The following is a 22,540-nucleotide window of genomic DNA, read 5'->3' as shown; positions in this document are numbered from 1 at the left end:
AAGAGAAAGGGACGCCCTAGGTGACACGGCAAGCCTATGATAACCCGCAGTTTTATCTGACTGCCCCTACGGATTGCCCCTACCTGCCAGATCGTAAAGAACGCAAAGTCTTCACGCATCTTGTCGGGCCCAATGCCCCTGCGCTCAATGACGTCCTCACACAAGGCGGCTTCCGCCGCTCGCAAAACATCGCCTATCGCCCAGCCTGCGAAGACTGCCGCGCCTGCGTTTCAATCCGTGTCTGCGCACAAGAGTTTCAATGGACCAAGTCTTTGAAGCGTGTCTGGAAAGACAATCAGGATCTGATTGGAACAGAACTGCCACCCGGCCCGTCAACAGAGCAATACGATCTGTTCCATGAATACTTAAATGCCCGCCACACCAACGGCGGCATGACAGAGATGTCCCCCACCGACTATTCCATGATGGTGGAAGATACACACGTAGAGACAGCCCTCATTGAATATCGACGCAGAGGCCCGAACTCCTTCATATCCGGAGAAGGCGAAGGACCGCTGATTGGCGTTGCACTAACCGACCGCCTTTGCGATGGCCTGTCCATGGTCTACTCGTTCTTCGACCACAACGAGACCACGCGAAGCCTCGGGACCTACATGATCCTAGAACACATTGCCCGCGCACAGCACCTTGGCCTGCCCTACGTATATTTGGGATATTGGGTTCAGGGATCCCCAAAGATGGCTTACAAAGAACGCTTCAAGCCACAAGAGCACCTTGGTGCACAAGGCTGGGAAAAGCAGAAATGATATCCCCCTCTCAAATCTAAAGAGATTTCAGATAGTCCCGAACGCGCAGAAATACCGACGTAAACTCTTCAGCAGTTATACGCCGCGTGTTTACGTTGTACTGCGAACAATGGAAGCTGGAAAACATTCTGAGAGAAGGCGTAAGTTGAATTTCGCTAGCATGCGCAAAAGGATAGTCACGAAGCCTCAGCTCAAAGGCTTTGAGCAGCTCTTCATGCGCAGTTCGCCCAACAGCGACAACAGCCCTCGTCGCATCACTAACCAACAGAGAATCCAGAAAGAATTCGCGACACATCCGGATCTCAGCAGGCTTAGGCGCATTCTTCGGCGGCATACATTTCACCACATTGGTAATGCGCACATCAATCGGTTCGATCCCGAGTTCAGGCTCCACCTCATTCTTGTAGACAGCAAAACCACTCGCCGTTAGCGCACCATTCAGCATCTCACCTGAAAAATCACCAAAGAATGGAATACCTGTACGGTTCCCCCCTTTATGCCCAGGCGCCAACCCAACAACAATAAGAGAGGCATCAACTGGACCAAAATCCAGCACCGGCGCGTTGTGCCAGTCAGGGTGAAGCGCACGCAGCTCCTCCCTATACGCAACAAGCCGGGAACAGAGTGCACACTCTCTCCCCGGCTTCTGCAAACTTTCGATACCGTGACGAACCTTAGTAGTCGTCATCTCCGATCTCATCATCCTCTTCTTCAACACGAGGTGGACGCTCACTTGGGTCACGTCCAACACGCTGCATCAGCGTAGACAATTCAATGAAGTGATCAGCCTGACGGCGCAGGTCATCAGCAATCATTGGAGGCTGCGTCTGAAGTGTAGAAACAACAGAAACTTTACGGCCACGACGCTGCAGCGCCTCAACCAGAGAACGGAAGTCACCATCACCAGAGAACAGTACAATATGGTCAACATGGTCAATCAGCTGCATGGCGTCTACAGCCAGCTCGATGTCCATATTGCCCTTAATTTTGCGACGTCCTGCAGAATCCACGAATTCCTTTACAGGTTTGGTAACAACTTTGTAGCCATTGTAGTCCAGCCAATCGATCAGAGGTCGAATGGAGGAATACTCCTGCTCTTCCACCAACGCTGTGTAATAGTAAGCGCGTAGCAGGTAGCCCTTTGATTGGAATTCTTTCAAGAGACGCTTGTAATCGATATCGAAGCCAATAGCTTTCGCCGTCGAATAAAGGTTCGCTCCATCAATGAATAAAGCAATCTTTTCGCGGGGATCAAACATATTATTTTTAGCCTTTCCGCTGCACAGACGCGTAAGTCAGTAACTTGTTATAAGCAATCACTTTCTGGGCATGCCTGTTTGCTGTCGTGACATGCCTAGAATGTATGCCATTCTAATTGACCCGGTTGCACTCTACGTTAAATCGAATACGCATTCGTTACGGACAAACATAAAACCTTGCCCCTCAGCATATATATTGCATTGGCCTAGTTAATATTGGACCAATGCGGTTCGATTCACCGGCCAGAAACTAAAACAAGATGAATGAAATTTACAGATGTCATCTTGCATAAATTAACAGGAACCCACCAAATATTCCCAGTTTATATTATAGATCCAAGTGAGCTTAGAAACAAACCACCGGATATAGATACTAAAGGTTCCAATAGAAACAAGGTTTCCTTGTTTTTTCGGATCTTGGGTATCCCAAGAATATCCAGGCCCGAAAATGGGTTAATCTCTTATGTTATTTTTTTTCATCTATTCCAATTCCAGTGTACAATTCAGATCTTGAATAGCATTCAGGAGTTGCAGATTTGAAAATTCATTCCCCCAGAAGAAGTAGTAATAAAAAACTAATCCGGCACAGCACTGCACACTAAAACATCTCTTCACAATAGTATTTAAACTAAAATCATGCGCGATAGACCTAAAGCCCCAATTTTTCTATGGCCTAATCTTAAGCAGCAGAAAGATGGAAAAAAGCTCCTCTCATAATAAGATGTAAAGGAGTTGCACAAAAAATGCAGAAACGGCCCTTGCCTTGCAACAAGAAGCATTCTATGAGTGGCCTCTGAATTCCCAGATATTATGGAGTGATCGAATGGCACGTGTGACCGTCGAAGATTGCGTCGACAAGGTTGAAAACCGGTTCGAGCTGGTTCTACTTGCCAGCCATCGCGCCCGGATGATTTCAAGTGGCTCTCCACTTACAATCGACCGCGACAATGATAAAAATCCGGTCTGCGCACTTCGCGAAATTGCTGAAGAAACTGTGAGCCCTGAAGATCTTAAAGAAGATCTCATCCACTCACTACAGAAGTTCGTTGAAGTTGATGAACCAGAAGCTGAAACAGCTCCAATGGTTCCAAGTGACCCACAGCAGCTTCAGATCAATGCCGTTGATGATTCAGAAGTTGAATTTGACAGCATTACTGAAGAAGATCTGCTCAAGGGGCTTGAAGGCTTGGTACCGCCGGAACGTTCCGACGACTACTAATCGCCCTCTGCAAGATGTCGGCGTCGGCCGGGCCGGCGCCTCGCATTTTCAGGTCCGGCCCTAGCTTATTTTTAAAGTGAAGCGGCCGCCCGAAAATGATGCGTCAATACGAACTTGTTGAGAAAGTAACCAGCTACAATCCCAATGCGGATGAAGCACTGCTCAACAAGGCATATGTTTACGCCATGCAAAAGCATGGTACCCAGACCCGCGCCTCTGGGGATCCTTATATTTCCCACCCTCTTGAAGTTGCTGCAATCCTCACGGATCTGAAGCTTGACGACGCAACCATTGCTGTCGCCCTGCTTCACGACACCATTGAGGACACCGATGCCACACGTGCGGAAATTGATCGCATGTTTGGCGAAGAGATCGGCAAGCTCGTAGAGGGACTTACAAAGATCCAGCGTCTGGATCTGGTTTCCAGAAAAGCGAAACAGGCCGAGAACTTCCGCAAGCTCCTGCTGGCGATTGCGGACGATGTGCGCGTCCTCCTCGTGAAGCTGGCCGATCGCCTGCACAACATGCGCACACTTCACCACATGCGCGAGGACAAACGGCTCCGTATCGCTGAAGAGACCATGGAAATCTATGCACCTCTCGCAGGCCGCATGGGTATGCAGGACATTCGCGATGAGCTGGAAGACATCTCTTTCGAGACACTCTACCCGGATGCCCGCGATACAATTCGTGAGCGTCTCGCGACCCTGCATGGCAAGAACGAGAGCCTGATCACGGACATTGAAGAGGACCTGACGCAACGCCTTGCCGAACAAGGCATCACAGCCAAGATCAGCGGCCGCGAAAAACGCGCCTACTCCATCTTCCGCAAGATGGAAGAAAAATCTCTCGGCTTCGAACAGCTCTCAGATATCTACGGTTTCCGTGCAATCGTGCCAACCCCGGAAGATTGCTACCGCGTCCTTGGTGTCATCCACACAGCATGGCCATGCGTACCGGGCCGGTTCAAAGATTATATATCTACTCCAAAACAGAACGACTATCGCTCCATACACACGACCGTGGTTGGGCCAAAACGTCAGCGTGTAGAGCTGCAGATCCGCACCCAGGCCATGCACCGCATCGCTGAAAACGGCATCGCGGCACACGCGCTCTACAAAGACGGAGTTACCGGTGGCCGCAACATTCAGTCCATGACAGCTGAATCCCGCGCCTATGGCTGGTTGCGCGGCACCATTGACCTGTTGGCACAAGGGGAGTCCCCGGAAGAATTCCTTGAACACACCAAGCTTGAGCTCTTCCACGATCAGGTCTTCTGCTTCACACCAAAAGGCCGCCTGATCGCATTGCCACGCGGAGCAACCCCCATTGATTTCGCCTATGCCGTCCACACAGACATCGGCAACACCTGCGTGGGCTGTAAAATCAACGGGCGTATCTCCTCTCTGGTCACTGAGCTGACCAACGGCGATGAAGTTGACGTCGTCCGCTCACAAGCGCAGACCCCTCCTCCAGCCTGGGAGAACATTGCTGTCACAGGCAAGGCACGCTCTGCAATTCGCAAGGCAACCAAAGCCTCCGCACGCCAGCAATATGGCGGACTTGGCAAACACATCCTCGAACGCGCCTTCTCCCATGCAGGCAAAGACTTCGACGAAGCCGCTCTTGAAGCGCACATCAAGAAGTTCAACATGGAAACCACGCTCGACTTGCTCGTCGCTGTGGGGCGCGGAGATGTACAGGCAAGCGCAATTCTGGAAGTTGCTTATCCAGATTACGCACCAGCACAAACAGCTGACCGCAACCCAAGCGCACCGCCCGCAGCAGGCTCAGCCTCAGAAGGCTGGTTCGACCTGGACAAAGGCAGCTCGGTCAAGTTCAAGATTCCGGAAGGGTCTCAGGAGACTTCAAAGAACGGCTCTCTACCGATCCGCACCAGCGTGTCCGGCTCACTCCCTGTACGCTTTGCCCCAAGTGGAGGCGCAGTTCCGGGTGACCGTATTGTCGGCATTTTGACACCGGGCGTTGGCATCACCATTTACCCGATCCAATCACCGGACCTGAAAGAATTCGACGATCAACCAGAGCGTTGGCTTGACGTGCGCTGGGACATCGACCCCAATGCACCGGAGCGTTTCCCTGCGCAGATCAGCGTCTTCGCCGTCAACGAACCTGGCTCGCTAGCAGCAATCACCAAGGTCATCGGCGACCATCGCGGTAACATTGATAATATCAAAATGATCCGCAAAGCCTCCGATTTTCACGAGATGCTAATTGATCTTGAGGTATGGGATTTGAAGCACCTGAATCTGATCCTGAACCAGCTGCGTGCCAAACCCAATGTCTCAGAAGCGCAAAGGGTGAACGGCTAGCCGCTGATAAAAAGAGGAAAACCCATGGGCCCCAACGCAGTCCTGGACGTTTTCAGAGAAACAAAAGCTCTGAAGGAAGGCCACTTCATCCTTCCTTCAGGCTGGCACGGCTCAGCTTACCTGCAACGACAAAAGCTGCTGGAGTACCCGGATAAGGTCGAAACCCTCGCCTCCGAACTGGTGAAGAAAATCGCCGCCAACCAGCTCCTCAACTTCTCCCATTTCGTTGCCCCCAGCTTAGGCGGGTTGATCGTTGGGCTTCAAACTGCAAGAATCATGCAGAAGAGTGCCCTGTGGTTACGTCGCGAAGGCGGCTATCTCACGACCGGTCCTGCGACCATCCCTCCAAAGTCAAATGTATTTATAGTTCAGGATGTTGTAGGAACAGGTCACCTATGTCTTTCCACAATTGATGCGCTGCAGTCACTGAGCATTAACACCGTAGGTATTGGTTGTTTTATCGACAGGAGTCTTGACGATACGGACTTAGGAGTACCGCTAATATCTCTTGCTCCTTTAAAACTGCCGGTGTATGCAGCCGAGAATGTACCAAAAGAACTCGCTGAGATACCGGCTATAGAAACAACCCCGGTCGAGCCGTTTAACTGGCGCGATTGAAATGAGCAAAGTACTTGAACCGAAATGATTTTTAAACGGCGGGATAAACCAACAAGAATAGAACGTATCCGCGTGGCTGTCTGGCCGCGCCACAGTTGGTCTCGCTCTTTCAGGTACTTAACAAAACGGGTTTTGCGGCTTTCAGCCAGCCCAAGAAAGATTGCAGCAGGCTTTGCCGCAGGCGCCGCAGCTTCTTTCACACCATTCATCGGCTTCCATTTTATTCTCAGCTTTGTCCTGGCCTATATTCTGCGCGGCAACATGCTCGCCGCAGCTTTGGGCACAGCAGTGGGCAACCCACTCACCTTCCCGTTTATCTGGGCCAGCACCTATAAGGTTGGCCTGTATATTATGGATCTGGAAGACAAACCTCTTCCGGATCTGGGCGGCAAGCTGGACCACTCCATGCTATCCCAGTCTCTGGATTCAATCTGGCCAATCCTCAAACCAATGCTGATTGGCTCAATCCCACTTGGACTGGCCGCAGGTGTCTTCTTCTATTTTGTTGTTCTAGGCTCAGTCTCCACCTATCAAAAAGCCAGAGCACACCGTTTTCGCCTGAAAAGAAAGCTGGCAGCGAAAAGTAAAAAACCTGCTCAGGAAAAAAAGTAAGGACTGCCAAATCGGCAGCTGCACAATGAGCAGATACGCAAGAAGCGAAAGTCATTTCTTCAAAATGCATCGCACCTGAACAACTTACTCTGAAGGCTTGTGAGTTTCACGCTCACGCGCCAATATATCCGTCACACAACGAGGCAGAGATGATTATTGGCATTGGCAGTGATCTGAGCGACATCCGAAGAATAGAGAAAACACTCTCTCGTTTTCCTGATCGCTTTACAAAGCGCGTCTTCACGGATGTTGAACGGGCAAAAGCAGAAGGTCGCGCCAACAAGGCTGCAACCTATGCAAAGCGCTTTGCGGCCAAAGAAGCCTGCTCTAAGGCCTTGGGCACAGGCCTTTCTATGGGCGTTGCCTGGAAAGAAATGGGCGTCGTTAACCTGCCAAGCGGCAAACCGACCTTGCATCTGTCCGGCGGCGCGAAAGAAAGACTGGATAAACTTGTACCAAAAGGCTTTGTGCCACGAATTGACCTTACAATTACGGATGATTACCCGCTGGCACAGGCATTTGTCGTTATTTCGGCATGGCCAGAGGACTGGCCTGGTCTAGAGCCGTGAAAACGTAAATGAACTGGATTGCAGAAGTGGCCTTGAACCGCTAAGAGATCCACCTATGTGAATATTATTGTCAGGAGACTGACTCGCACTAATTAAGTGATGGGCATCGGGCCAAGCGAGTATTCTCTTACCACGAAGGATGAACATGAGCCAATCCAAAGAAAAGGAGCAGGAAGGCGGCGTATATGAGACCATTAAGGTCATCGCTCAAGCTCTGCTACTCGCTCTGGTTGTTAGAACATTTCTTTTTCAGCCATTTTTTATTCCTTCGGGCTCCATGAAAGATACTTTGCTGATTGGCGACTACCTGTTCGTCTCTAAGTACAGCTATGGCTATTCTAAGTACTCCTTCCCATTTGGGCTGGCACCATTTGACGGACGTGTCTGGAGTTCAGCTCCAGAGCGCGGTGACATTGCCGTTTTCAAACTGCCAAAAGACAACTCCACCGATTATATTAAGCGTGTGATTGGTTTGCCTGGCGATGAAGTTCAGATGATCAATGGCATCTTGCACATCAATGGCAATGCTGTTGAGCGCAAGCGCATTGACGATTACATCGAAAAAGACGCTTATGGGAACATTCATAAGATTCCGCGTTATGTCGAAACACTGCCAAATGGCATAAGCTACCAGACCCTTGATATCACGACCAATGGCTCTCTGGACAACACACCCGTCTATCACGTACCAGCAGACCGCTATTTCATGATGGGCGATAACCGGGATAATTCGCAGGACAGCCGCGTTCTTTCCGAAGTGGGCTACGTCCCGTTCGAGAATTTCATCGGTCGTGCTGAAATCATCTTCTTCTCCATTGAAGATGACCAGCCTGCATGGATGTTCTGGAAATGGCCTTGGACCGTTCGCTGGGATCGCCTTGGCGACGTACTCTAAAGCGTAGCGTCGGCAAACGGCCTCCGGTTTTCGGAAAACTACGCCCAACCACACTTGAAGCAGTTTGAGTGATACAATTAGTGACACAAACTGCTTCAGAAAGCCTGCAAAGCAGTCTTTGAAGGAATTAGCCGGAATTATGAGCAGAAGAAAAAGACCGGTATCAGACGCAGCTCTGGAAGAGCGCATTGGCTACAAGTTCACGAACAAGGAGCTCCTTGTTCGTGCTTTGACGCATGCCAGTGCCCTTCCTGTTGCAAAGGCTTCCCTGCAGAGCTATCAGCGCCTTGAGTTTTTAGGTGATCGTGTGCTCGGCCTTGCAATTGCGACGATGCTGGAAGAAAATTTCCCTAAAGCAGATGAAGGGGAACTTGCTCGGCGCCTGAACCAACTTGTAAAGCGCGAGACATGCGCTGAAGTTTCCAAGGTCATCGACATTGGCCAGCATATGCGCGTCGGCGAAGCTGAAGCACATACTGGCGGACGAACCAAAACAGCAATTCTTGCAGACATGTGCGAGAGCCTGATCGCAGCAATTTACCTTGATAGCGGATTTGACGAAGCCGAAAGCTTCATCAAGCGCTATTTTGCTGTAAGAATGGTGTCTTACACAGGTCCATTGCGAGATGCCAAAACAACTCTTCAGGAGTGGGCACAGTCCAAAGGGCGCCCTACTCCGCTATACGAAACAATCTCTCGCAGTGGCCCAGACCATGCCCCGATCTTCAAGATCCGCGTGAATGTGGAAGGCGTTGATCCCGGCGAAGCCGTCGGAAGCTCAAAGCGCATTGCAGAACAGTCCGCTGCCGAGAACATCCTGCGCCGCGAAGGCGTGTGGAGCGAATAGGTCTTAAATGAACGACGAAAACAACAACAATGACCTGCCAGAGGGTATGAACTTCAACCTCGGCAAACTCAACGAAAACACACGCGCTGGCTTTGTCGCGTTGATTGGTGCGCCAAACGCGGGCAAGTCGACGCTGCTGAACCAGTTGGTTGGCACAAAAGTTTCAATCGTCACCCACAAGGTGCAGACAACACGCGCAATCGTACGCGGTGTTGCCATTGAAGACGACAGCCAGGTTATCTTCGTTGACACTCCAGGTATCTTCCGCCCAAAACGCCGTCTTGACCGCGCAATGGTCGACACAGCATGGGGCGGCGCGAAAGACGCTGATGTCGTTGCTGTTCTCATCGACGCCAAGAAAGGCATCAATGAGTCCGTAGAGCGCATCCTGAACGAGCTGGAGCACATCAAGCTCCCGAAAGTTCTGATCCTCAACAAGATCGATATCACCAAGCGCGACCAGCTTCTGGCACTTGCAGCAAAAGCCAACGAGTACACCAAGTTCGACCAGACCTTTATGGTGTCCGCAATCAACGGCTCAGGTACCAAGGACATCCTGAAGTACTTTGCCGAGCAGATGCCAAAAGGTCCGTGGCTCTATCCGGAAGATCAGGCCTCAGACATCCCATTGCGCATGCTGGCGGCTGAAATCACGCGCGAAAAGCTTTACCTGCGCCTTCATGAAGAGCTGCCTTACATTTCCACTGTTGAGACCGATAAGTGGGAAGATAAGAAAGATGGCTCCATCCGTATCGAGCAGACAATCTTTGTTGAACGCGACAGCCAGAAGTCAATTGTGCTGGGCAAGAATGGCCAGACCATCAAAGCGATCTCAAAAGCGGCACGTGAAGAGCTCACAGAAGCCTTCGAGACCACAATCCATCTCTTTGTGTTTGTGAAAGTGCGTGAGAACTGGTCCGATGATCCGGAGCGTTATCGCAACATGGGATTGGATTTCCCACACTAGCGTATCCCGAAAAGTGGATCCGGTTTTCGGACAAGGATACGCTGCGCTTAATAGGCACAATTATGCAGTGGCAGGCAGAAGGCATCGTCATTGGAACGCGCAAGCAGGGTGAAAACAACATCCTGCTTGAAGTTCTGACACCAGACAGAGGTCGCTGCCTGGGTTTGGTGCGCGGTGGCAGATCACGCCGCCAGCAACCAGCTCTGCAACTAGGTAACCATCTCAACCTAACTTGGCGCGCAAGGCTGGACGAGCATCTGGGCTTCTTCACGGTTGAGCCCCTGCAATTACGCGCCGCCCACCTTATGCAAACTGCCCGCGCCATTCACGGCCTGCAAAGCCTGTGCGCACAAGTCCGCCTTCTTCCCGAGCGCGATCCACATCCCAATCTGTTTCACGCGCTGGACGTCATTCTCGATCATCTGGAAGACCCTCGAATTGGCGCAGCACTCGTGCTCCGTTTTGAGTTGGAGCTGCTCAACGAGCTCGGCTTCGGTCTGGACCTTTCAGAATGCGCCGCCACTGGTGTCACAGAGGAACTGATTTGGGTCTCCCCCAAGTCAGGCCGTGCAGTCTGCAAAACAGCCGGGCAACCCTACGCCACCAAACTGCTGACATTGCCAGAGTTCCTGAAAGCGCCCCAATCGCGACTCTCCCAGAACATTGAAATCTCTCAAGGGGATATGGAAGCCGGCTTTTCACTCACCGGCTACTTCCTGTTCAAATACATCTATGAGCCACGCAGCATTGCGTGGCCTCCTGCGCGAGACAACTATGTAACCGCGCTCAAAAAAGACTTCGCAGAACTTTCTGACTGACACTGACGACCATTAAACTCTTCAATCAGATTGAGGCCCATTACCACCCGGTAAAACAATCACCGGACCAGTACTGTCACCTCCCAGCGGAATATAACGCTTCTTGGGCGGAGGCACATAAGGGTGCTGATCCTCAGGTGGAGGTTGATACCAACTGCGAAGCACACCGGGCGCCTCAATCACCGCATTCTGTCCTGCGCCGTCTGGAGATTGCACTTGCTGCCCAGATGCACCTTGAGCTGCATGCCCCTGATCCGCGGCATGACTGCAGGCTGTGATTGCCACAAATCCAAACACCGCCATAAGGCCTTTTAACGCCAAGCTTTGTTTCCGCACCATAACCTCCAATCATTCAACACGTTAGCGACAACATCCTGCCATGCGGCCTCTCTAGGATAGCTGAGCAAAAAACAGGTCTGCTTAAACCATCGCAGAAAATCCGAGCATTAATCGAAACCACCTGTTGCCTCTGCTATCTGCAGCTGATGGGTGAGAACGAGAGCGCGTTCCATTGGATTAGATTCAAGCAAACGAAAAGAATTCACTCCACCAAAAAAGTTAGAGCACGCTGCGTGAATGCCAATGAATGCGACGTGCTCTAAGTAATCACCGCAGTGAGTCGCAAAACGCATGTCTGCTACACAGGACTAAACCTTGAAAAAGCGCTGTTTTCTGAGGATTTCATAGGTAGAACGGTGCGTTAGCATGGACAGAACAAGCCAAGAACGATAACCAAGTGTCATGGGACAGGAAGTGATCGGCCATGATGGCCCGGAAACAATCAATCTTAAAGATGCACTGGAAGAGCGCTACCTCAGCTACGCTCTGACAACCATCATGCATCGCGCACTGCCAGATGTGCGCGATGGCCTGAAGCCGGTGCACCGTCGTATTCTGTATGGCATGCGTCTTCTGAAGCTTGATCCAAATCAAGGCTTTAAGAAGTGCGCGCGTGTTGTCGGTGACGTCATGGGTAAATACCACCCACACGGTGACGCCGCCATTTACGACGCGCTTGTTCGTCTCGCGCAGGACTTCTCTGTACGCTACCCGATGGTGGATGGTCAGGGGAACTTCGGTAACATCGACGGCGATAGCGCCGCTGCGATGCGTTACACCGAAGCCCGCATGACCGACGTGGCCACCCGCATTCTGGATGGCCTCAACGAGAACGCTGTCGATTTCCGTGAAACCTACGACGGTCTGGATTCCGAACCAGTCGTTCTTCCCGGTAGCTTCCCAAACCTTCTGGCAAACGGCTCCACAGGCATCGCAGTGGGCATGGCAACGTCCATTCCGCCACACAATGCCTATGAGCTCTGCAACGCCTGTCAGCTTCTGATCTCAAAACCAGAGGCAGAAATCGAAGAGCTCCTTGAGCACATCAAGGGCCCGGATTTCCCGACCGGCGGCACCATTGTCAACGATCAGGGCTCCATTGTGGAAGCCTACAAGACAGGCCGCGGCAGCTTCCGTACACGTGCGAAATGGCACAAAGAGGAAGGTCAGCGCGGCACCTACAACATCGTTGTCACCGAAATTCCATACGTCGTTCAGAAGTCCCGTCTGATCGAAAAAATCGCAGAACTCCTCATGGCGCGCAAGCTGCCGCTGCTGGATGATATTCGCGATGAATCTGCTGAAGACGTGCGCGTGGTCCTGGTGCCACGCAACAAGAACGTTGACCCTGAACTTCTCATGGCCTCCCTGTTCAAGCTGACGGATCTGGAAAACAGATTCTCGCTGAACATGAACGTCCTATCCAAAGGCGTTGTGCCAAAGGTCATGAACCTGAAGGAAGTCCTGCAGGAATGGCTCGAGCACCAGAAAGAGGTACTGGTCCGCCGCTCCAATCACAGGCTTGACCAGATCAACCACCGTCTGGAAGTTCTGGAAGGCTATCTCATTGCCTACCTGAACATTGATGAAGTCATCCGCATCATCCGCGAAGAAGATGATGCCAAGGCGTCTCTCATTCAGGCGTTCAAGCTGACAGACGTTCAGGCTGAAGCAATCTTGAACATGCGCCTGCGCTCCTTGCGCAAGCTCGAAGAGTTCGAGATCAAGAAAGAACACGACAAACTCTCCAAGGAAAAAGCAGGCCTCGAAGCTCTCCTCGCCTCCGACAAGAAACAGTGGAACCGCGTTTCCAAGCAAGTTGGCGAGATCGGCAAGGCCTATGGCCCTGAGACAGAGATCGGCAAGCGCAGAACAGACTTCAGCACCGCAACGGACCATGACCTGGAAGAGATTCACCAAGCCATGATTGAGAAAGAACCGATCACGGTTGTTATCTCAGAAAAAGGCTGGATCAGAACACTTAAGGGCCATGTACAGGATGTAACCACCCTCACCTTCAAGCAAGGCGACCAGTTGCACCTGTCCTTCCACGCAGAAACCACCAGTAAGATCCTGATCTTCACCAGCGGCGGCAAGTTTTATACCCTCGGCGCAGACAAGCTGCCGGGCGGTCGCGGTCATGGCGAACCGATCCGCCTGATGCTGGATATGGATGAGACACAGGAAATCATCAGCGCCTTCGTGCATGAGCCTGAGCGCAAGCTTCTCATGTCCACCGACGGAGCTTATGGTTTTGTCGTTCAGGAAAAAGATGTGATTGCCAACACCCGCAAAGGCAAGCAGGTCCTCAACGTGACAGCTCCAGCAAAAGCTGTCCTGTGCGTACCAGCTGTTGGAGACTATGTCGCGGTCATCGGCCACAACAGAAAACTCCTCACCTTCCCGCTTTCTCAAATCGCAGTCATGACACGCGGTCGAGGTGTTCGCCTGCAGCGCTACAGAGATGGCGGCATCTCCGATATCAAGACCTTCAGCTCAGAAGAAGGCCTGACATGGACGGATGCGTCTGGTCGCGTCTTCAAGCGCTCTCTGGAAGAAATGCAGGACTGGCGCGGCGACCGCGGCCAAGCCGGACGCCTACCACCAAACGGCTTCCCACGAACCAACAAGTTCGATGGAAGTTCAACATAAGAGGGCTGCGAAGCAATGCGCAAAGCCCTCTCAGCAGATGGAGAGAGCTTTGCGAAGTCCTGTGATTGTTATTGCCAGTCTGTTTCTTATTAGTGCCTGCGCTGAGACGCCTGAAAAGCCAAAATCAGAGGCCGTGATCGCGCCAGCGACAAAAAAAGCAGAACCAAGTTCCCAGGGTAATCGTTCAGAATTGTCCTCGCACCCCGACTTTAAAGAGTGGATGGCCAGTGGCCCCGGCTGCACCACAATTTCCAATACCTCCACAACTATCCCGTCTGGAAAGCTTATGAGTGGGGTTCTTTCCTGCCTTAATGAAGGGGAGGAAAAACACGCCGCTGAGCTAATGGCCTTTGCAATCACAAGAGCCCGCTTCGATGCAACACGTATCAGCCAGAAAGCTGATCTGCATCATGATCCAAGAGGCCTTACTTCTGCCCACTACTTAGAGCTGCCGCTTGCCATGTACTATGGTGAAGAAAAATACAAAGCCACCAAACTGAGCATGAAAAAAGTATGGGACGAGCATGGAACTGAGATGTGCCAAGCAATAGTCGCAGCAGGTCCCCCCACTTATGAACCAAACTACATTATGGGATACAACTCCAAAGACGCAGCGACAGTTAAACGAAAAGACCGCAACGCCACCGCCAGATGGGAAACCTACCTAAAACAATGGGATCGCTGCAAGGTTTAACCCAAACACCTTCTCAAAGTCATACAAGCGAACTTGAATCAGATTATGAAGCTCTAGATTCAAACTCTCAGCAACACCTGCTAAGCATCTCTAAATGCTGGAGATCTGAACGGCAGTAGCGCACAAAAGAGCGTATCTACGTAGGTTGAAGTCCGCGTCAGACGACCACCAGTCAACAACCCGACGGCACCAGCCTTCTGCTTGATGTTATCTGTGCCATAAATCTCATCAATTGCATGCCCAAGCTCCATCCCGGAGCGCACCAACTGCATAACTTTCTCTGGTAACGGTAGCAGCATGGAACGACTGGCAGAAACCTGTCCTTCCCGTGATATCACAACCATCCATGCAAACGTGTAGGCAATGCCGTGCAGCTCACAAATGCCACCTTCCAGCCCCACACCAAAGTCCGCATCAGCCACAGCCTCCAACGCATTTTCCGCACGCTGAACAGCACCCTGACGCGTTTCCTCATCACTCATTGGCTGATCAGAAACACCAGAAGGAACGCTTGCAGAGACCAGCTCAATGTCATCAGCTGGAAACTGAGCTCTGAACGCCTCAAGCGTCGCATTCACCTTGACCGGATTTTGAGAGGCAACAACGACTTTCATTCAATAACTCCAAAACAATCAAGGCTCTTTAGCCTACACTTTGAGCAAAGTGAAACAGACATCGAAGCACACAAAAGCAAAGGCAAAATCATGCGTTGCCTACTCACTGGCTTTCCTGATCACCGAGCTGCACCTCAAGGTCAGCCCGCGTAAAAACCGGATAGACAGGCAACTCAGGAGCAGCGTGAATTGCAGGAGCACCGTCCCCTCGCCAAATTGCGCAAACAACGGCGCGAACATCTGCCCCCTCTTGCGTAGCTAAACGCAATGCATCAGCAACAGCCCCACCAGTTGAGATAACATCTTCGACGAAGACCACTTTTCGCCCAGTCAAATTTTGACCTTCGATCGCACGACACGTACCGTAAGATTTGGGCTCTTTTCGAACAAACGCTGCAGGAAGGCCAGTTTCCAGAGACATCGCAGTAACAAGAGGGACACCTCCAAGCTCAAGACCAGCGATAATTTCCGTTTCAGGTGGAAGCAACTCGCTCATTGCCCGTGCGAGCGGTCGCAAAATGTGAGGAAGTCCTTCGAAGCTATACTTATCGAAGTAACGTGCAGAAACCTGCCCGGAACGCAGCACAAACTCACCCTCGAGCGTTGCAACTTCCGCAATTTGCCGCGCAAGATCGGGCAACAACAACTTCGTTTCGCTAGACATCCGCTCCACCTCCAAACACAGTTGCCCCTTATTAGAAGGAATGCAACTTTCCAGCAAGTTTCCGGATCAGCTTTATCTACGCAAGCGTAATGTAAAGAGCTGGAGTATCACCAGCTCTATGAGATGCTCTAGCCGTTTTTAAGCAGGCGCTGTTTTTCGCGGTTCCAGTCCCGAGTTTTTTCGGTCTGGCGCTTATCATGAGCTTTTTTACCACGGCCCAAAGCAACTTCCATCTTTGCCCGCCCATCTTCATTAAAGTAGATCTTCAGGGGCACGATGGTTTTGCCTTCTTTTTGAACGGCAGCAAACAGCTTGTTCAATTCACGGCGATGCATCAGCAGTTTACGTGGACGGCGAGGCTCGTGGTTAAAGCGATTGCCCTGCGTATATTCTGGGATGTAGACGTTATAGACCATCATCTCACCCCGGTACTCAGCAGCATAGCTTTCAGCAATATTGCTTTTGCCCTGGCGAAGAGACTTTACTTCAGTGCCCCTCAGCTCAATACCAGCCTCAAACACATCTTCAATTTCGTAGTTAAAACGGGCCTTCCGGTTATCCGCAACAACCTTGCGCCCGGGAACGCCACCTTTTTTGGCAGCCATTTCTTTTCCTTATTTCATTCAATAAATGTCTCCGCGCACGCTCATATTAGGTGCGCGGAGCAATACACTAGTTGATCAGGCCTGCATGAACCATAGCCTTGCGAATGCTTTCCTGAGTTTCTTCACTTACTGTGACCAAAGGCAGACGCAATTCATTTTCCATTTTGCCAAGCAGAGACAAAGCATACTTTGGACCTGCTGGATTTGGCTCAATGAACAGGGCTTGGTGTAACGGTGCAAGACGATCCTGAATGGAGAGCGCAGTTACAAAGTCACCTGCAAGGCACGCTTCCTGAAACTGCGAGCACAGCGCAGGCGCAATGTTTGCTGTCACAGAAATACATCCCTGACCACCATGAGCGTTAAAGCCAAGTGCAGTGATATCCTCACCAGAAAGCTGGATGAAGTCATGACCACATAGATGGCGCTGCTCAGAAGCGCGTGCAAGGTTTGCAGTTGCATCTTTCACACCAACAATGTTGTCCACTTCATTAAACAGATCCGCCATCGTCTGACTTTCCATATCAATAATGGAGCGTCCCGGAATGTTATAGATGTAGATAGGAAGATCTACAGAAGCAGCAATCGCTTTAAAGTGCCCCTTCAAACCAGCCTGATTAGGCTTGTTGTAATAAGGCGTAACGGACAAAATCGCATCTGCCCCCACTTCCTGAGCGTGCTGCGCAAATTCAATCGCTTCAACCGGATTGTTGGACCCAGCACCTGCCATTACAGGAACGCGGCCAGCAGAAACCTCAACTGCCATCTGCACGACACGCTTGTGCTCAGCAAAGGAAAGAGTTGGGCTTTCTCCGGTTGTTCCCACAGGCACGAGCCCGTGGGAGCCCTGTTTTATCTGCCAATCCACGAATTCCCGGAAGGCCTTCTCATCCACTTTGCCATCCTTGAAAGGTGTGACAAGTGCTGGAATTGATCCTCTAAACATCTCAGGTTCCTCGTTGGATTACATATATACAGAGCAAATTTTGCCAGTGCCCTCAAAGGGGTGGCATACAATAATGTGATCTAGCCTATCTCGGCAACATCACCAAGACCTTCTCTTATAAGATTCGGGAATTTTTTTGTGCTCATAATTAGGCCAGTTTCACAGGAGAGTATTATCGTCCCTTGGGTGAAACATTAAACAGATATTTACCCTGTTTGTGGCAAGCAGAATGAGGGATTTTTTGGGAATTAAACCGTCCGGTGCGTTTTTACCGGATAAACAACACTCAGGTGAGACGGGCCGACGAGTAGTATGCGTATCCGTGAGTTTCTTCTAGTATCGACACGTGTAAGTGCATTTGCCATTGCCACGACTGTTTCCGCATCGGCATTTTCTGCTGTATCCTCTTTAAATCACAGCGTTATTCCGGCTCCAAATCCAGCAAAGGTAGTGCGCACAGTCGCCTTGAGCACACAGCATGCTGCTGCTCAAAGCGGATCGCTTGCCGCCACACCGCGCTCCAAACCTCCAGTGATTGGCAGGGGCACTGCAGGTGGAACAAAGAACTCTCAACTGTCCAGCTATGCTCCTGCTGCACCTCTCAATAATGGGCGAACTCAGATTTCCACCCGCCCTTCCAGCCCGCAAAATGCACTGGAAGCTACTGCAGCGCTAACAAGCTCTTATCCACAGGGATTGAGCACAGCTCAAGCAACGGGATCAGTCGAACCACTTAAAACGGTTCTCCAGCACGTTAAATCCGGACGCCTGAATGAAGCGCTGCGCGCTCGAAACGCTTTGCCGGATAACCTCGATCGTCGTGTGGCGGATTGGTTCATTATGCTACGGGGCGGGCCCAAAACACCGGTCACCCATATCGCTCAGTTTGCAGCCAGCGCACCACACTGGCCAACCGCAAAAGTCGTGCGCGCTCGTGGCGAAGCCGCCCTCGCCGCATCCAATCTGACACCCTCTCAGATCATCGCAGCATTTGGCTCTACTGTTCCAGAAACAAAGGACGGCAAACTTGTTCTCGCCAAAGCGCATTTGGCAAAAGGCAACAGGACCGAAGCTGCAAAACTCATTCGTCCACTTTGGCAAAAAACCGTCTTTGAGACACCCGAAGAAGCTGCAATCCGCTCTTCGTTTGGCAGTCTCCTACGGCAAAAAGATCATCGCCTAAGAGCAGAAATGCTCCTGTATCGCGACAGAGCACGCGCAGCAGAACGGCTGCTTTCAGAACTATCAAAAGACGAACAGACTTACATCAAGGCCCGCATTGCCAGCATTCGTAAAAACGGTAATGCGCTCAGCAAGTTAAAGAGCGTTCCGCGCTCTATGAAATCTGACAGCAACTACCAGTTCGCACTCATCCAGCACTACCGTTTGCAAGGGGATTACGACACCGCTGCAAAGCTGATGGAGGCAGCCCCGACCAATCCGACTGCTTTGCTCAATGGCGACGACTGGTGGAAGCAACGCCGCGACATTTCCCGCGAAATGATCGAAGCTGGCAAACCACGTCTCGCCTACAATATCGCAGCCCATCACGCGGCAGAATCTCCGGGCATGATTGTCGAGGCAGAGTTCCATGCAGGCTGGTTTGCGCTGCGCTATGTGGGCGATCCACGACTGGCAGAGCCACACTTCAAACGCATTGCCAAACTCGGCAAAACAGCACAAACGCTGTCCCGCGCCTACTATTGGCTGGGCCGCACCCGCGAAGCTTTGAAAGATACAGAGGGCGCCGTTGACTACTATAAACAGGCTGGCGCTTTCCAAACGGCATACTACGGTCAACTAGCGCTCGCCAAACTCGGCATCAACCAAATGCCTCTGGCCTCACTCCCTGATGTGACAACAGCTGACCGAGCCGCCTTCAACCAGAACGAGCTCGTGCAAGCCATCAAGCGAATGGATGAAGCCGGACTGCACAATGATACACTGCTGTTTTATACGCACCTGGCTCGAACGCTACCAACAAACGGTCAAATCAGGCTCCTCACCGAGCTGGCTGAGTCTCGAGGCATCTATCAATGGGCAACAATGGTTGGTCGTCTGGCGCAGGCTGAACGTGTGGAAGCGGCACCGCTTGCTTACCCAACCAACGCAATTCCGCGCAAAACTCGCATCACAAAAGGTGTAGAAAAACCAGTCGTTTACGCGATTGCTCGACAAGAGAGCTCATTTAACCCAAAAGCGCGCAGCAGCGCAGGCGCACTGGGATTACTCCAACTCATGCCGGGGACAGCCCGTGACACAGCTCGCAATCTGGGCGTCTCCTACAAGAAGTCCCGCCTCACGTCTGACCCAGCCTACAACGCCACACTCGGCGCTGCCTTTTTGGGAGAATTGGTCGACGAGTTCGGCGGCTCCTACATCCTCACCTTCGCTGCATACAACGCTGGTGAGAACAAGGTGAAGGAATGGATTGAGCGCTTTGGCGACCCACGAAATCCAAAAATTGATCCGATTGATTGGGTTGAATCAATCCCTTACGGGGAAACGAGAAACTACGTACAGCGCATCACGGAAAACCTTCAGGTCTATCGTTACAAGCTGGAAAACAAGCCTCTCACGATCACACAGGACCTCACGCGCGGTTACTAATCTCACTGCATAACAACTCAAAGCAACCAAAGCCCGGCGATTTTGCCGGGCTTTTTGTTGTCAGCAACAGAACATAAACCCTCTGGGCACCCTTACATCTCATCCTCTAACTTTGACAAGACACGTGCATAAACCTGCCCTATGGTGAGGATAACCGATCCAGCGATTCATCAGGCAGTTTTCACAACAGCAAACACCTGCACCGGGAAAATCCGCCTAACAGCGCCCTTCAGAAGCCGGAATTTAAACCGGACCGCATTGTAATCGCTGAAAACGCCGAAGCATTTCGGGAGGAATTTATGCTTCAAGCCCCAGATTACATTGACGTTGACCTTCAAAACGTCACCGGCGCAACCCGCTTCACTTGGAAAGCCAGCGACGGGCTTACCCTGTCTGCACACATCTGGGAACCGGACACTCCCCGCAATCCAACGGTCCTTTGCCTTTCCGGCCTGACAAGAAACACAAGAGATTTCTATCAGCTAGCAAATTTCCTGAGAGAAAATAGCCATCGAGTCATCGCGATGGACTATCGCGGTCGCGGCCTCTCCGATCACTCTAAGGATTATGAAACTTACAGCCTTGATCAGGAAGCTGACGATATTGACAGAGGAATAGAGGCACTCGGACTTGAAAAATTTGCACTTATCGGCACGTCCCGCGGCGGCCTCCATTCGTTCTCCATGGCCCAACGCCACCCAGAACGCCTGCTATCAGTCATTATCAACGACATTGGCCCAGTTATCGAGCCCCCAGCCCTTGATGACATCATTGCCTCAGTCGGTACCGTCATGTCTCAACCAAACATGAAAGCCGCAGCAGAGCGCCTCGCTTCTATCCATGCGACAGCATTTCCAACCATGTCAGAAACGGATTGGATAACGTTCGCCAACCAACTATATGCCCCAAACTCTGACGGCGTATCATTACGCTATGACAAACGCTTGGGCGATACACTCCGTGGAAACAATAAAGCTGCACCTGAAAATGATCTCTGGCAGTCTTTCAGCGCACTAAAACCGTTTCCTCACCTCTTGCTCCATGGACAAAACTCACGTCTCCTCACAACCAAAACTGTCAATAAAATGCAGCAATTACACGAGAAGATGAAACTTTCTGTGATCCCCAATCAAGGACATGCACCTCTACTTTGGGACCAGCCCACCCAAACGCGCATCTTCAATTTTATAAGACAGCATGTTTAGCAGACACAAAAAAGAGGAGTTGGATTACAAGATCCAACTCCCAAGTTCTTCAAGAAACTTAATACCTTAGAAGGTTCTCTGAACTCTGAAGAGCGCGCTGGCTTCATCAAAGTCTTTCTCATCCTCCGGCGATGTGCGTGAGTAACCGAGATCGACACCCATTTCCATGCCACTGACCGGTGACCAGACTAAATCCCAATCTAGAGCAAACCGATCAAAGTCTGGAAGCGCAGCGCCAGTTGGCGTGTCAACAACCGCATAACTAGCATCAAAGTCTGTCCGGACTTCAGGCGTCACATAGTGCGTAAGCCCACCTGAAAACGATAGTGCCTCGGTCTTTCTGGTATCGCCATTGATGTAGTAAGCGTCAAAAACTTCATCGTCATCAATACCCACATAGGAAACAGCACCGTTTCCATACTGGAACTGCAAAGCCATTGCATCCTGACTACCCATCTGAGGGAGGTTAATTATCATTCCTACCCCCAGCGCCCAGCCAACTTCACCAGGTACATAAGCGGCTTCTGGTCTGATATTCGTAACAGCTGCCGCAAGCTTCGCGCTGCCCCAATCGCCATCCATTCGGAAGGCCGCCACTGCGTCAGGGGCCTTATTCCCGGCCTTTCCATTTTCACTTGCAACGCCGGTAAACACGCCATGCGCACGATAAACTGGGTCTTCAATGGAAACAGTGACGGAAACACCACCATCAAACACTTCCGTGTAAGCTGCAGCCCAGGAGTTGGTATCAGACCAATCTCTATGCACAGCACCAAAGGTAGCTCCCGTAAAGAAGTCAAACAGAGAACCAGTGCGCCCAATCGTAAAGCCACCAAACTGAATATAGGCCTTGTTCAGATCCATTTCCGGAGAGTCGTCATATCGCTCAGTATCTGAATCCACCGTTGCTCTAAGTTCGGAAAAAGTACGAACAAACCCAAATTCGGTCTCAGACCGTGCATCCATACGGATGTAGGAGCGAGCACGAAAGCGCATCGAGTTCAAATCTCGGCCCTTTGGGTCATCATCGACCACCCCACCCCAGTTACTCGGCTTTTTGGGAAAGCGACGATACTGCGCATCGGTGCGCACCCGGCCACTCAAGCGCAGGCAGGTCTGCGTACCAGGAATATAGAAAAACCCCTCACCATATGCATCACACACCTGCACATAATCCAGCGGCTCCACCAAGTTGAGCGGCTCAGGCTCATCCTCAAAAACAGGTTTAGGCAAATCTGTAGCCTGTGCTGTAACTCCGAATGACAGCAAGACCGGTAGGAATATCAGCTTCTTCGTCATAGTATTGA

22 protein-coding genes are annotated in these 22,540 nt (G+C 51.3%); 14 read left to right on the top strand and 8 right to left on the bottom strand.

Features of this window, described 5'->3' with window-relative positions:
- Positions 1–20 precede the first annotated feature (20 nt).
- Positions 21–767, top strand: coding sequence for an arginyltransferase (locus BM231_RS15715; protein ID WP_093520834.1), 747 nt, complete (start codon positions 21–23; stop codon positions 765–767).
- A gap of 16 nt (positions 768–783) precedes the next feature.
- Here BM231_RS15715 and BM231_RS15710 read toward each other — a convergent pair whose 3' ends face one another.
- The gene (locus tag BM231_RS15710) at positions 784–1,455 is read right to left on the bottom strand and encodes a uracil-DNA glycosylase (protein ID WP_208860419.1); all 672 of its coding nucleotides are present in this window, start codon (positions 1,453–1,455) and stop codon (positions 784–786) included.
- Entirely contained in the window at positions 1,442–2,026 is a 585-nt protein-coding gene (locus BM231_RS15705) for a LabA-like NYN domain-containing protein (RefSeq protein ID WP_057464284.1), read from the bottom strand. The genes BM231_RS15710 and BM231_RS15705 overlap by 14 nt, the downstream gene beginning before the upstream one ends.
- Positions 2,027–2,849: 823 nt before the next feature.
- On the opposite strand from BM231_RS15705, the gene rpoZ reads away from it, so the two are divergent.
- The 9 genes from rpoZ to recO all read left to right on the top strand — a co-directional run bounded on the left by rpoZ (position 2,850) and on the right by recO (position 10,904).
- Positions 2,850–3,245: a DNA-directed RNA polymerase subunit omega gene (rpoZ, locus tag BM231_RS15695; protein ID WP_057464283.1), complete on the top strand. Its 396-nt coding sequence runs from the start codon at positions 2,850–2,852 to the stop codon at positions 3,243–3,245.
- 95 nt (positions 3,246–3,340) lie between these two features.
- Positions 3,341–5,578: a RelA/SpoT family protein gene (locus tag BM231_RS15690; protein ID WP_093520832.1), complete on the top strand. Its 2,238-nt coding sequence runs from the start codon at positions 3,341–3,343 to the stop codon at positions 5,576–5,578.
- A gap of 24 nt (positions 5,579–5,602) precedes the next feature.
- A complete protein-coding gene (locus BM231_RS15685; protein WP_063311630.1) occupies positions 5,603–6,196 on the top strand; it encodes a type I phosphoribosyltransferase in 594 nt (197 codons plus the stop codon).
- Positions 6,197–6,220: 24 nt separating this feature from the next.
- Positions 6,221–6,808: a DUF2062 domain-containing protein gene (locus BM231_RS15680; protein WP_093520830.1), complete on the top strand. Its 588-nt coding sequence runs from the start codon at positions 6,221–6,223 to the stop codon at positions 6,806–6,808.
- 149 nt (positions 6,809–6,957) lie between these two features.
- Positions 6,958–7,377: a holo-ACP synthase gene (gene acpS, locus BM231_RS15675; RefSeq protein ID WP_063311632.1), complete on the top strand. Its 420-nt coding sequence runs from the start codon at positions 6,958–6,960 to the stop codon at positions 7,375–7,377.
- A 145-nt stretch (positions 7,378–7,522) separates the two neighbouring features.
- Positions 7,523–8,272, top strand: a complete 750-nt coding sequence (gene lepB, locus BM231_RS15670; protein WP_425287818.1) for a signal peptidase I — start codon at positions 7,523–7,525, stop codon at positions 8,270–8,272.
- Positions 8,273–8,411: 139 nt separating this feature from the next.
- Positions 8,412–9,119 (top strand): ribonuclease III, encoded by a 708-nt coding sequence (gene rnc / locus BM231_RS15665; RefSeq protein ID WP_093520826.1) that lies wholly within the window; start codon positions 8,412–8,414, stop codon positions 9,117–9,119.
- A 46-nt stretch (positions 9,120–9,165) separates the two neighbouring features.
- A complete protein-coding gene (era, locus tag BM231_RS15660; RefSeq protein ID WP_063311768.1) occupies positions 9,166–10,086 on the top strand; it encodes a GTPase Era in 921 nt (306 codons plus the stop codon).
- Between the two features lie 62 nt (positions 10,087–10,148).
- Positions 10,149–10,904 (top strand): DNA repair protein RecO, encoded by a 756-nt coding sequence (gene recO, locus BM231_RS15655; protein ID WP_093520824.1) that lies wholly within the window; start codon positions 10,149–10,151, stop codon positions 10,902–10,904.
- 21 nt (positions 10,905–10,925) lie between these two features.
- Here the strand turns inward: recO and BM231_RS15650 are convergent, their stop codons facing one another.
- Positions 10,926–11,240, bottom strand: a complete 315-nt coding sequence (locus BM231_RS15650) for a hypothetical protein (RefSeq protein ID WP_208860418.1) — start codon at positions 11,238–11,240, stop codon at positions 10,926–10,928.
- A 405-nt stretch (positions 11,241–11,645) separates the two neighbouring features.
- Between BM231_RS15650 and parC the strand changes: the two genes are divergently transcribed.
- Both parC and BM231_RS15635 read left to right on the top strand, forming a co-directional pair.
- Entirely contained in the window at positions 11,646–13,895 is a 2,250-nt protein-coding gene (gene parC, locus BM231_RS15640) for a DNA topoisomerase IV subunit A (RefSeq protein ID WP_093520818.1), read from the top strand.
- Between the two features lie 49 nt (positions 13,896–13,944).
- Positions 13,945–14,589 carry a hypothetical protein gene (locus tag BM231_RS15635; protein WP_139226359.1) on the top strand — a complete coding sequence of 215 codons (645 nt, stop codon included), beginning with the start codon at positions 13,945–13,947 and terminating at the stop codon, positions 14,587–14,589.
- Positions 14,590–14,669: 80 nt separating this feature from the next.
- Here the strand turns inward: BM231_RS15635 and yjjX are convergent, their stop codons facing one another.
- The 4 genes from yjjX to dapA form a co-directional block, all read right to left on the bottom strand.
- Entirely contained in the window at positions 14,670–15,203 is a 534-nt protein-coding gene (gene yjjX / locus BM231_RS15630; protein ID WP_093520814.1) for an inosine/xanthosine triphosphatase, read from the bottom strand.
- 103 nt (positions 15,204–15,306) lie between these two features.
- A complete protein-coding gene (pyrE, locus tag BM231_RS15625; RefSeq protein ID WP_093520812.1) occupies positions 15,307–15,867 on the bottom strand; it encodes an orotate phosphoribosyltransferase in 561 nt (186 codons plus the stop codon).
- Between the two features lie 128 nt (positions 15,868–15,995).
- Entirely contained in the window at positions 15,996–16,472 is a 477-nt protein-coding gene (gene smpB / locus BM231_RS15620) for an SsrA-binding protein SmpB (protein WP_057464271.1), read from the bottom strand.
- 67 nt (positions 16,473–16,539) lie between these two features.
- The gene (gene dapA / locus BM231_RS15615; protein ID WP_063311639.1) at positions 16,540–17,418 is read right to left on the bottom strand and encodes a 4-hydroxy-tetrahydrodipicolinate synthase; all 879 of its coding nucleotides are present in this window, start codon (positions 17,416–17,418) and stop codon (positions 16,540–16,542) included.
- Positions 17,419–17,730: 312 nt separating this feature from the next.
- Here dapA and BM231_RS15610 point away from each other — a divergent pair, with 312 nt between their 5' ends.
- The gene (locus BM231_RS15610) at positions 17,731–20,028 is read left to right on the top strand and encodes a lytic transglycosylase domain-containing protein (protein ID WP_093520810.1); all 2,298 of its coding nucleotides are present in this window, start codon (positions 17,731–17,733) and stop codon (positions 20,026–20,028) included.
- 299 nt (positions 20,029–20,327) lie between these two features.
- Positions 20,328–21,233, top strand: coding sequence for an alpha/beta fold hydrolase (locus BM231_RS15605; RefSeq protein ID WP_093520808.1), 906 nt, complete (start codon positions 20,328–20,330; stop codon positions 21,231–21,233).
- 66 nt (positions 21,234–21,299) lie between these two features.
- On the opposite strand, the gene BM231_RS15600 is transcribed toward BM231_RS15605, so the two are convergent.
- A complete protein-coding gene (locus BM231_RS15600) occupies positions 21,300–22,532 on the bottom strand; it encodes a porin (RefSeq protein ID WP_093520806.1) in 1,233 nt (410 codons plus the stop codon).
- Between the last annotated feature and the right edge of the window lie 8 nt (positions 22,533–22,540).

This window comes from Pseudovibrio ascidiaceicola, assembly GCF_900114245.1.
GTDB lineage: Bacteria > Pseudomonadota > Alphaproteobacteria > Rhizobiales > Stappiaceae > Pseudovibrio > Pseudovibrio ascidiaceicola.
This window is presented reverse-complemented; position numbering and strand designations above follow the sequence as displayed.

Excerpts from the sequence above, each read along its gene's own strand:
- BM231_RS15710 (WP_208860419.1), bottom strand. The coding sequence starts at position 1,455 with ATGACGACTACTAAGGTTCGTCACGGTATCGAAAGTTTGCAGAAGCCG.
- BM231_RS15705 (WP_057464284.1), bottom strand. The coding sequence starts at position 2,026 with ATGTTTGATCCCCGCGAAAAGATTGCTTTATTCATTGATGGAGCGAAC.
- rpoZ (WP_057464283.1), top strand. The coding sequence starts at position 2,850 with ATGGCACGTGTGACCGTCGAAGATTGCGTCGACAAGGTTGAAAACCGG.
- BM231_RS15690 (WP_093520832.1), top strand. The coding sequence starts at position 3,341 with ATGATGCGTCAATACGAACTTGTTGAGAAAGTAACCAGCTACAATCCC.
- BM231_RS15685 (WP_063311630.1), top strand. The coding sequence starts at position 5,603 with ATGGGCCCCAACGCAGTCCTGGACGTTTTCAGAGAAACAAAAGCTCTG.
- BM231_RS15680 (WP_093520830.1), top strand. The coding sequence starts at position 6,221 with ATGATTTTTAAACGGCGGGATAAACCAACAAGAATAGAACGTATCCGC.
- acpS (WP_063311632.1), top strand. The coding sequence starts at position 6,958 with ATGATTATTGGCATTGGCAGTGATCTGAGCGACATCCGAAGAATAGAG.
- lepB (WP_425287818.1), top strand. The coding sequence starts at position 7,523 with ATGAGCCAATCCAAAGAAAAGGAGCAGGAAGGCGGCGTATATGAGACC.
- rnc (WP_093520826.1), top strand. The coding sequence starts at position 8,412 with ATGAGCAGAAGAAAAAGACCGGTATCAGACGCAGCTCTGGAAGAGCGC.
- era (WP_063311768.1), top strand. The coding sequence starts at position 9,166 with ATGAACTTCAACCTCGGCAAACTCAACGAAAACACACGCGCTGGCTTT.
- recO (WP_093520824.1), top strand. The coding sequence starts at position 10,149 with ATGCAGTGGCAGGCAGAAGGCATCGTCATTGGAACGCGCAAGCAGGGT.
- parC (WP_093520818.1), top strand. The coding sequence starts at position 11,646 with ATGGGACAGGAAGTGATCGGCCATGATGGCCCGGAAACAATCAATCTT.
- yjjX (WP_093520814.1), bottom strand. The coding sequence starts at position 15,203 with ATGAAAGTCGTTGTTGCCTCTCAAAATCCGGTCAAGGTGAATGCGACG.
- pyrE (WP_093520812.1), bottom strand. The coding sequence starts at position 15,867 with ATGTCTAGCGAAACGAAGTTGTTGTTGCCCGATCTTGCGCGGCAAATT.
- smpB (WP_057464271.1), bottom strand. The coding sequence starts at position 16,472 with ATGGCTGCCAAAAAAGGTGGCGTTCCCGGGCGCAAGGTTGTTGCGGAT.
- dapA (WP_063311639.1), bottom strand. The coding sequence starts at position 17,418 with ATGTTTAGAGGATCAATTCCAGCACTTGTCACACCTTTCAAGGATGGC.
- BM231_RS15610 (WP_093520810.1), top strand. The coding sequence starts at position 17,731 with ATGCGTATCCGTGAGTTTCTTCTAGTATCGACACGTGTAAGTGCATTT.
- BM231_RS15605 (WP_093520808.1), top strand. The coding sequence starts at position 20,328 with ATGCTTCAAGCCCCAGATTACATTGACGTTGACCTTCAAAACGTCACC.
- BM231_RS15600 (WP_093520806.1), bottom strand. The coding sequence starts at position 22,532 with ATGACGAAGAAGCTGATATTCCTACCGGTCTTGCTGTCATTCGGAGTT.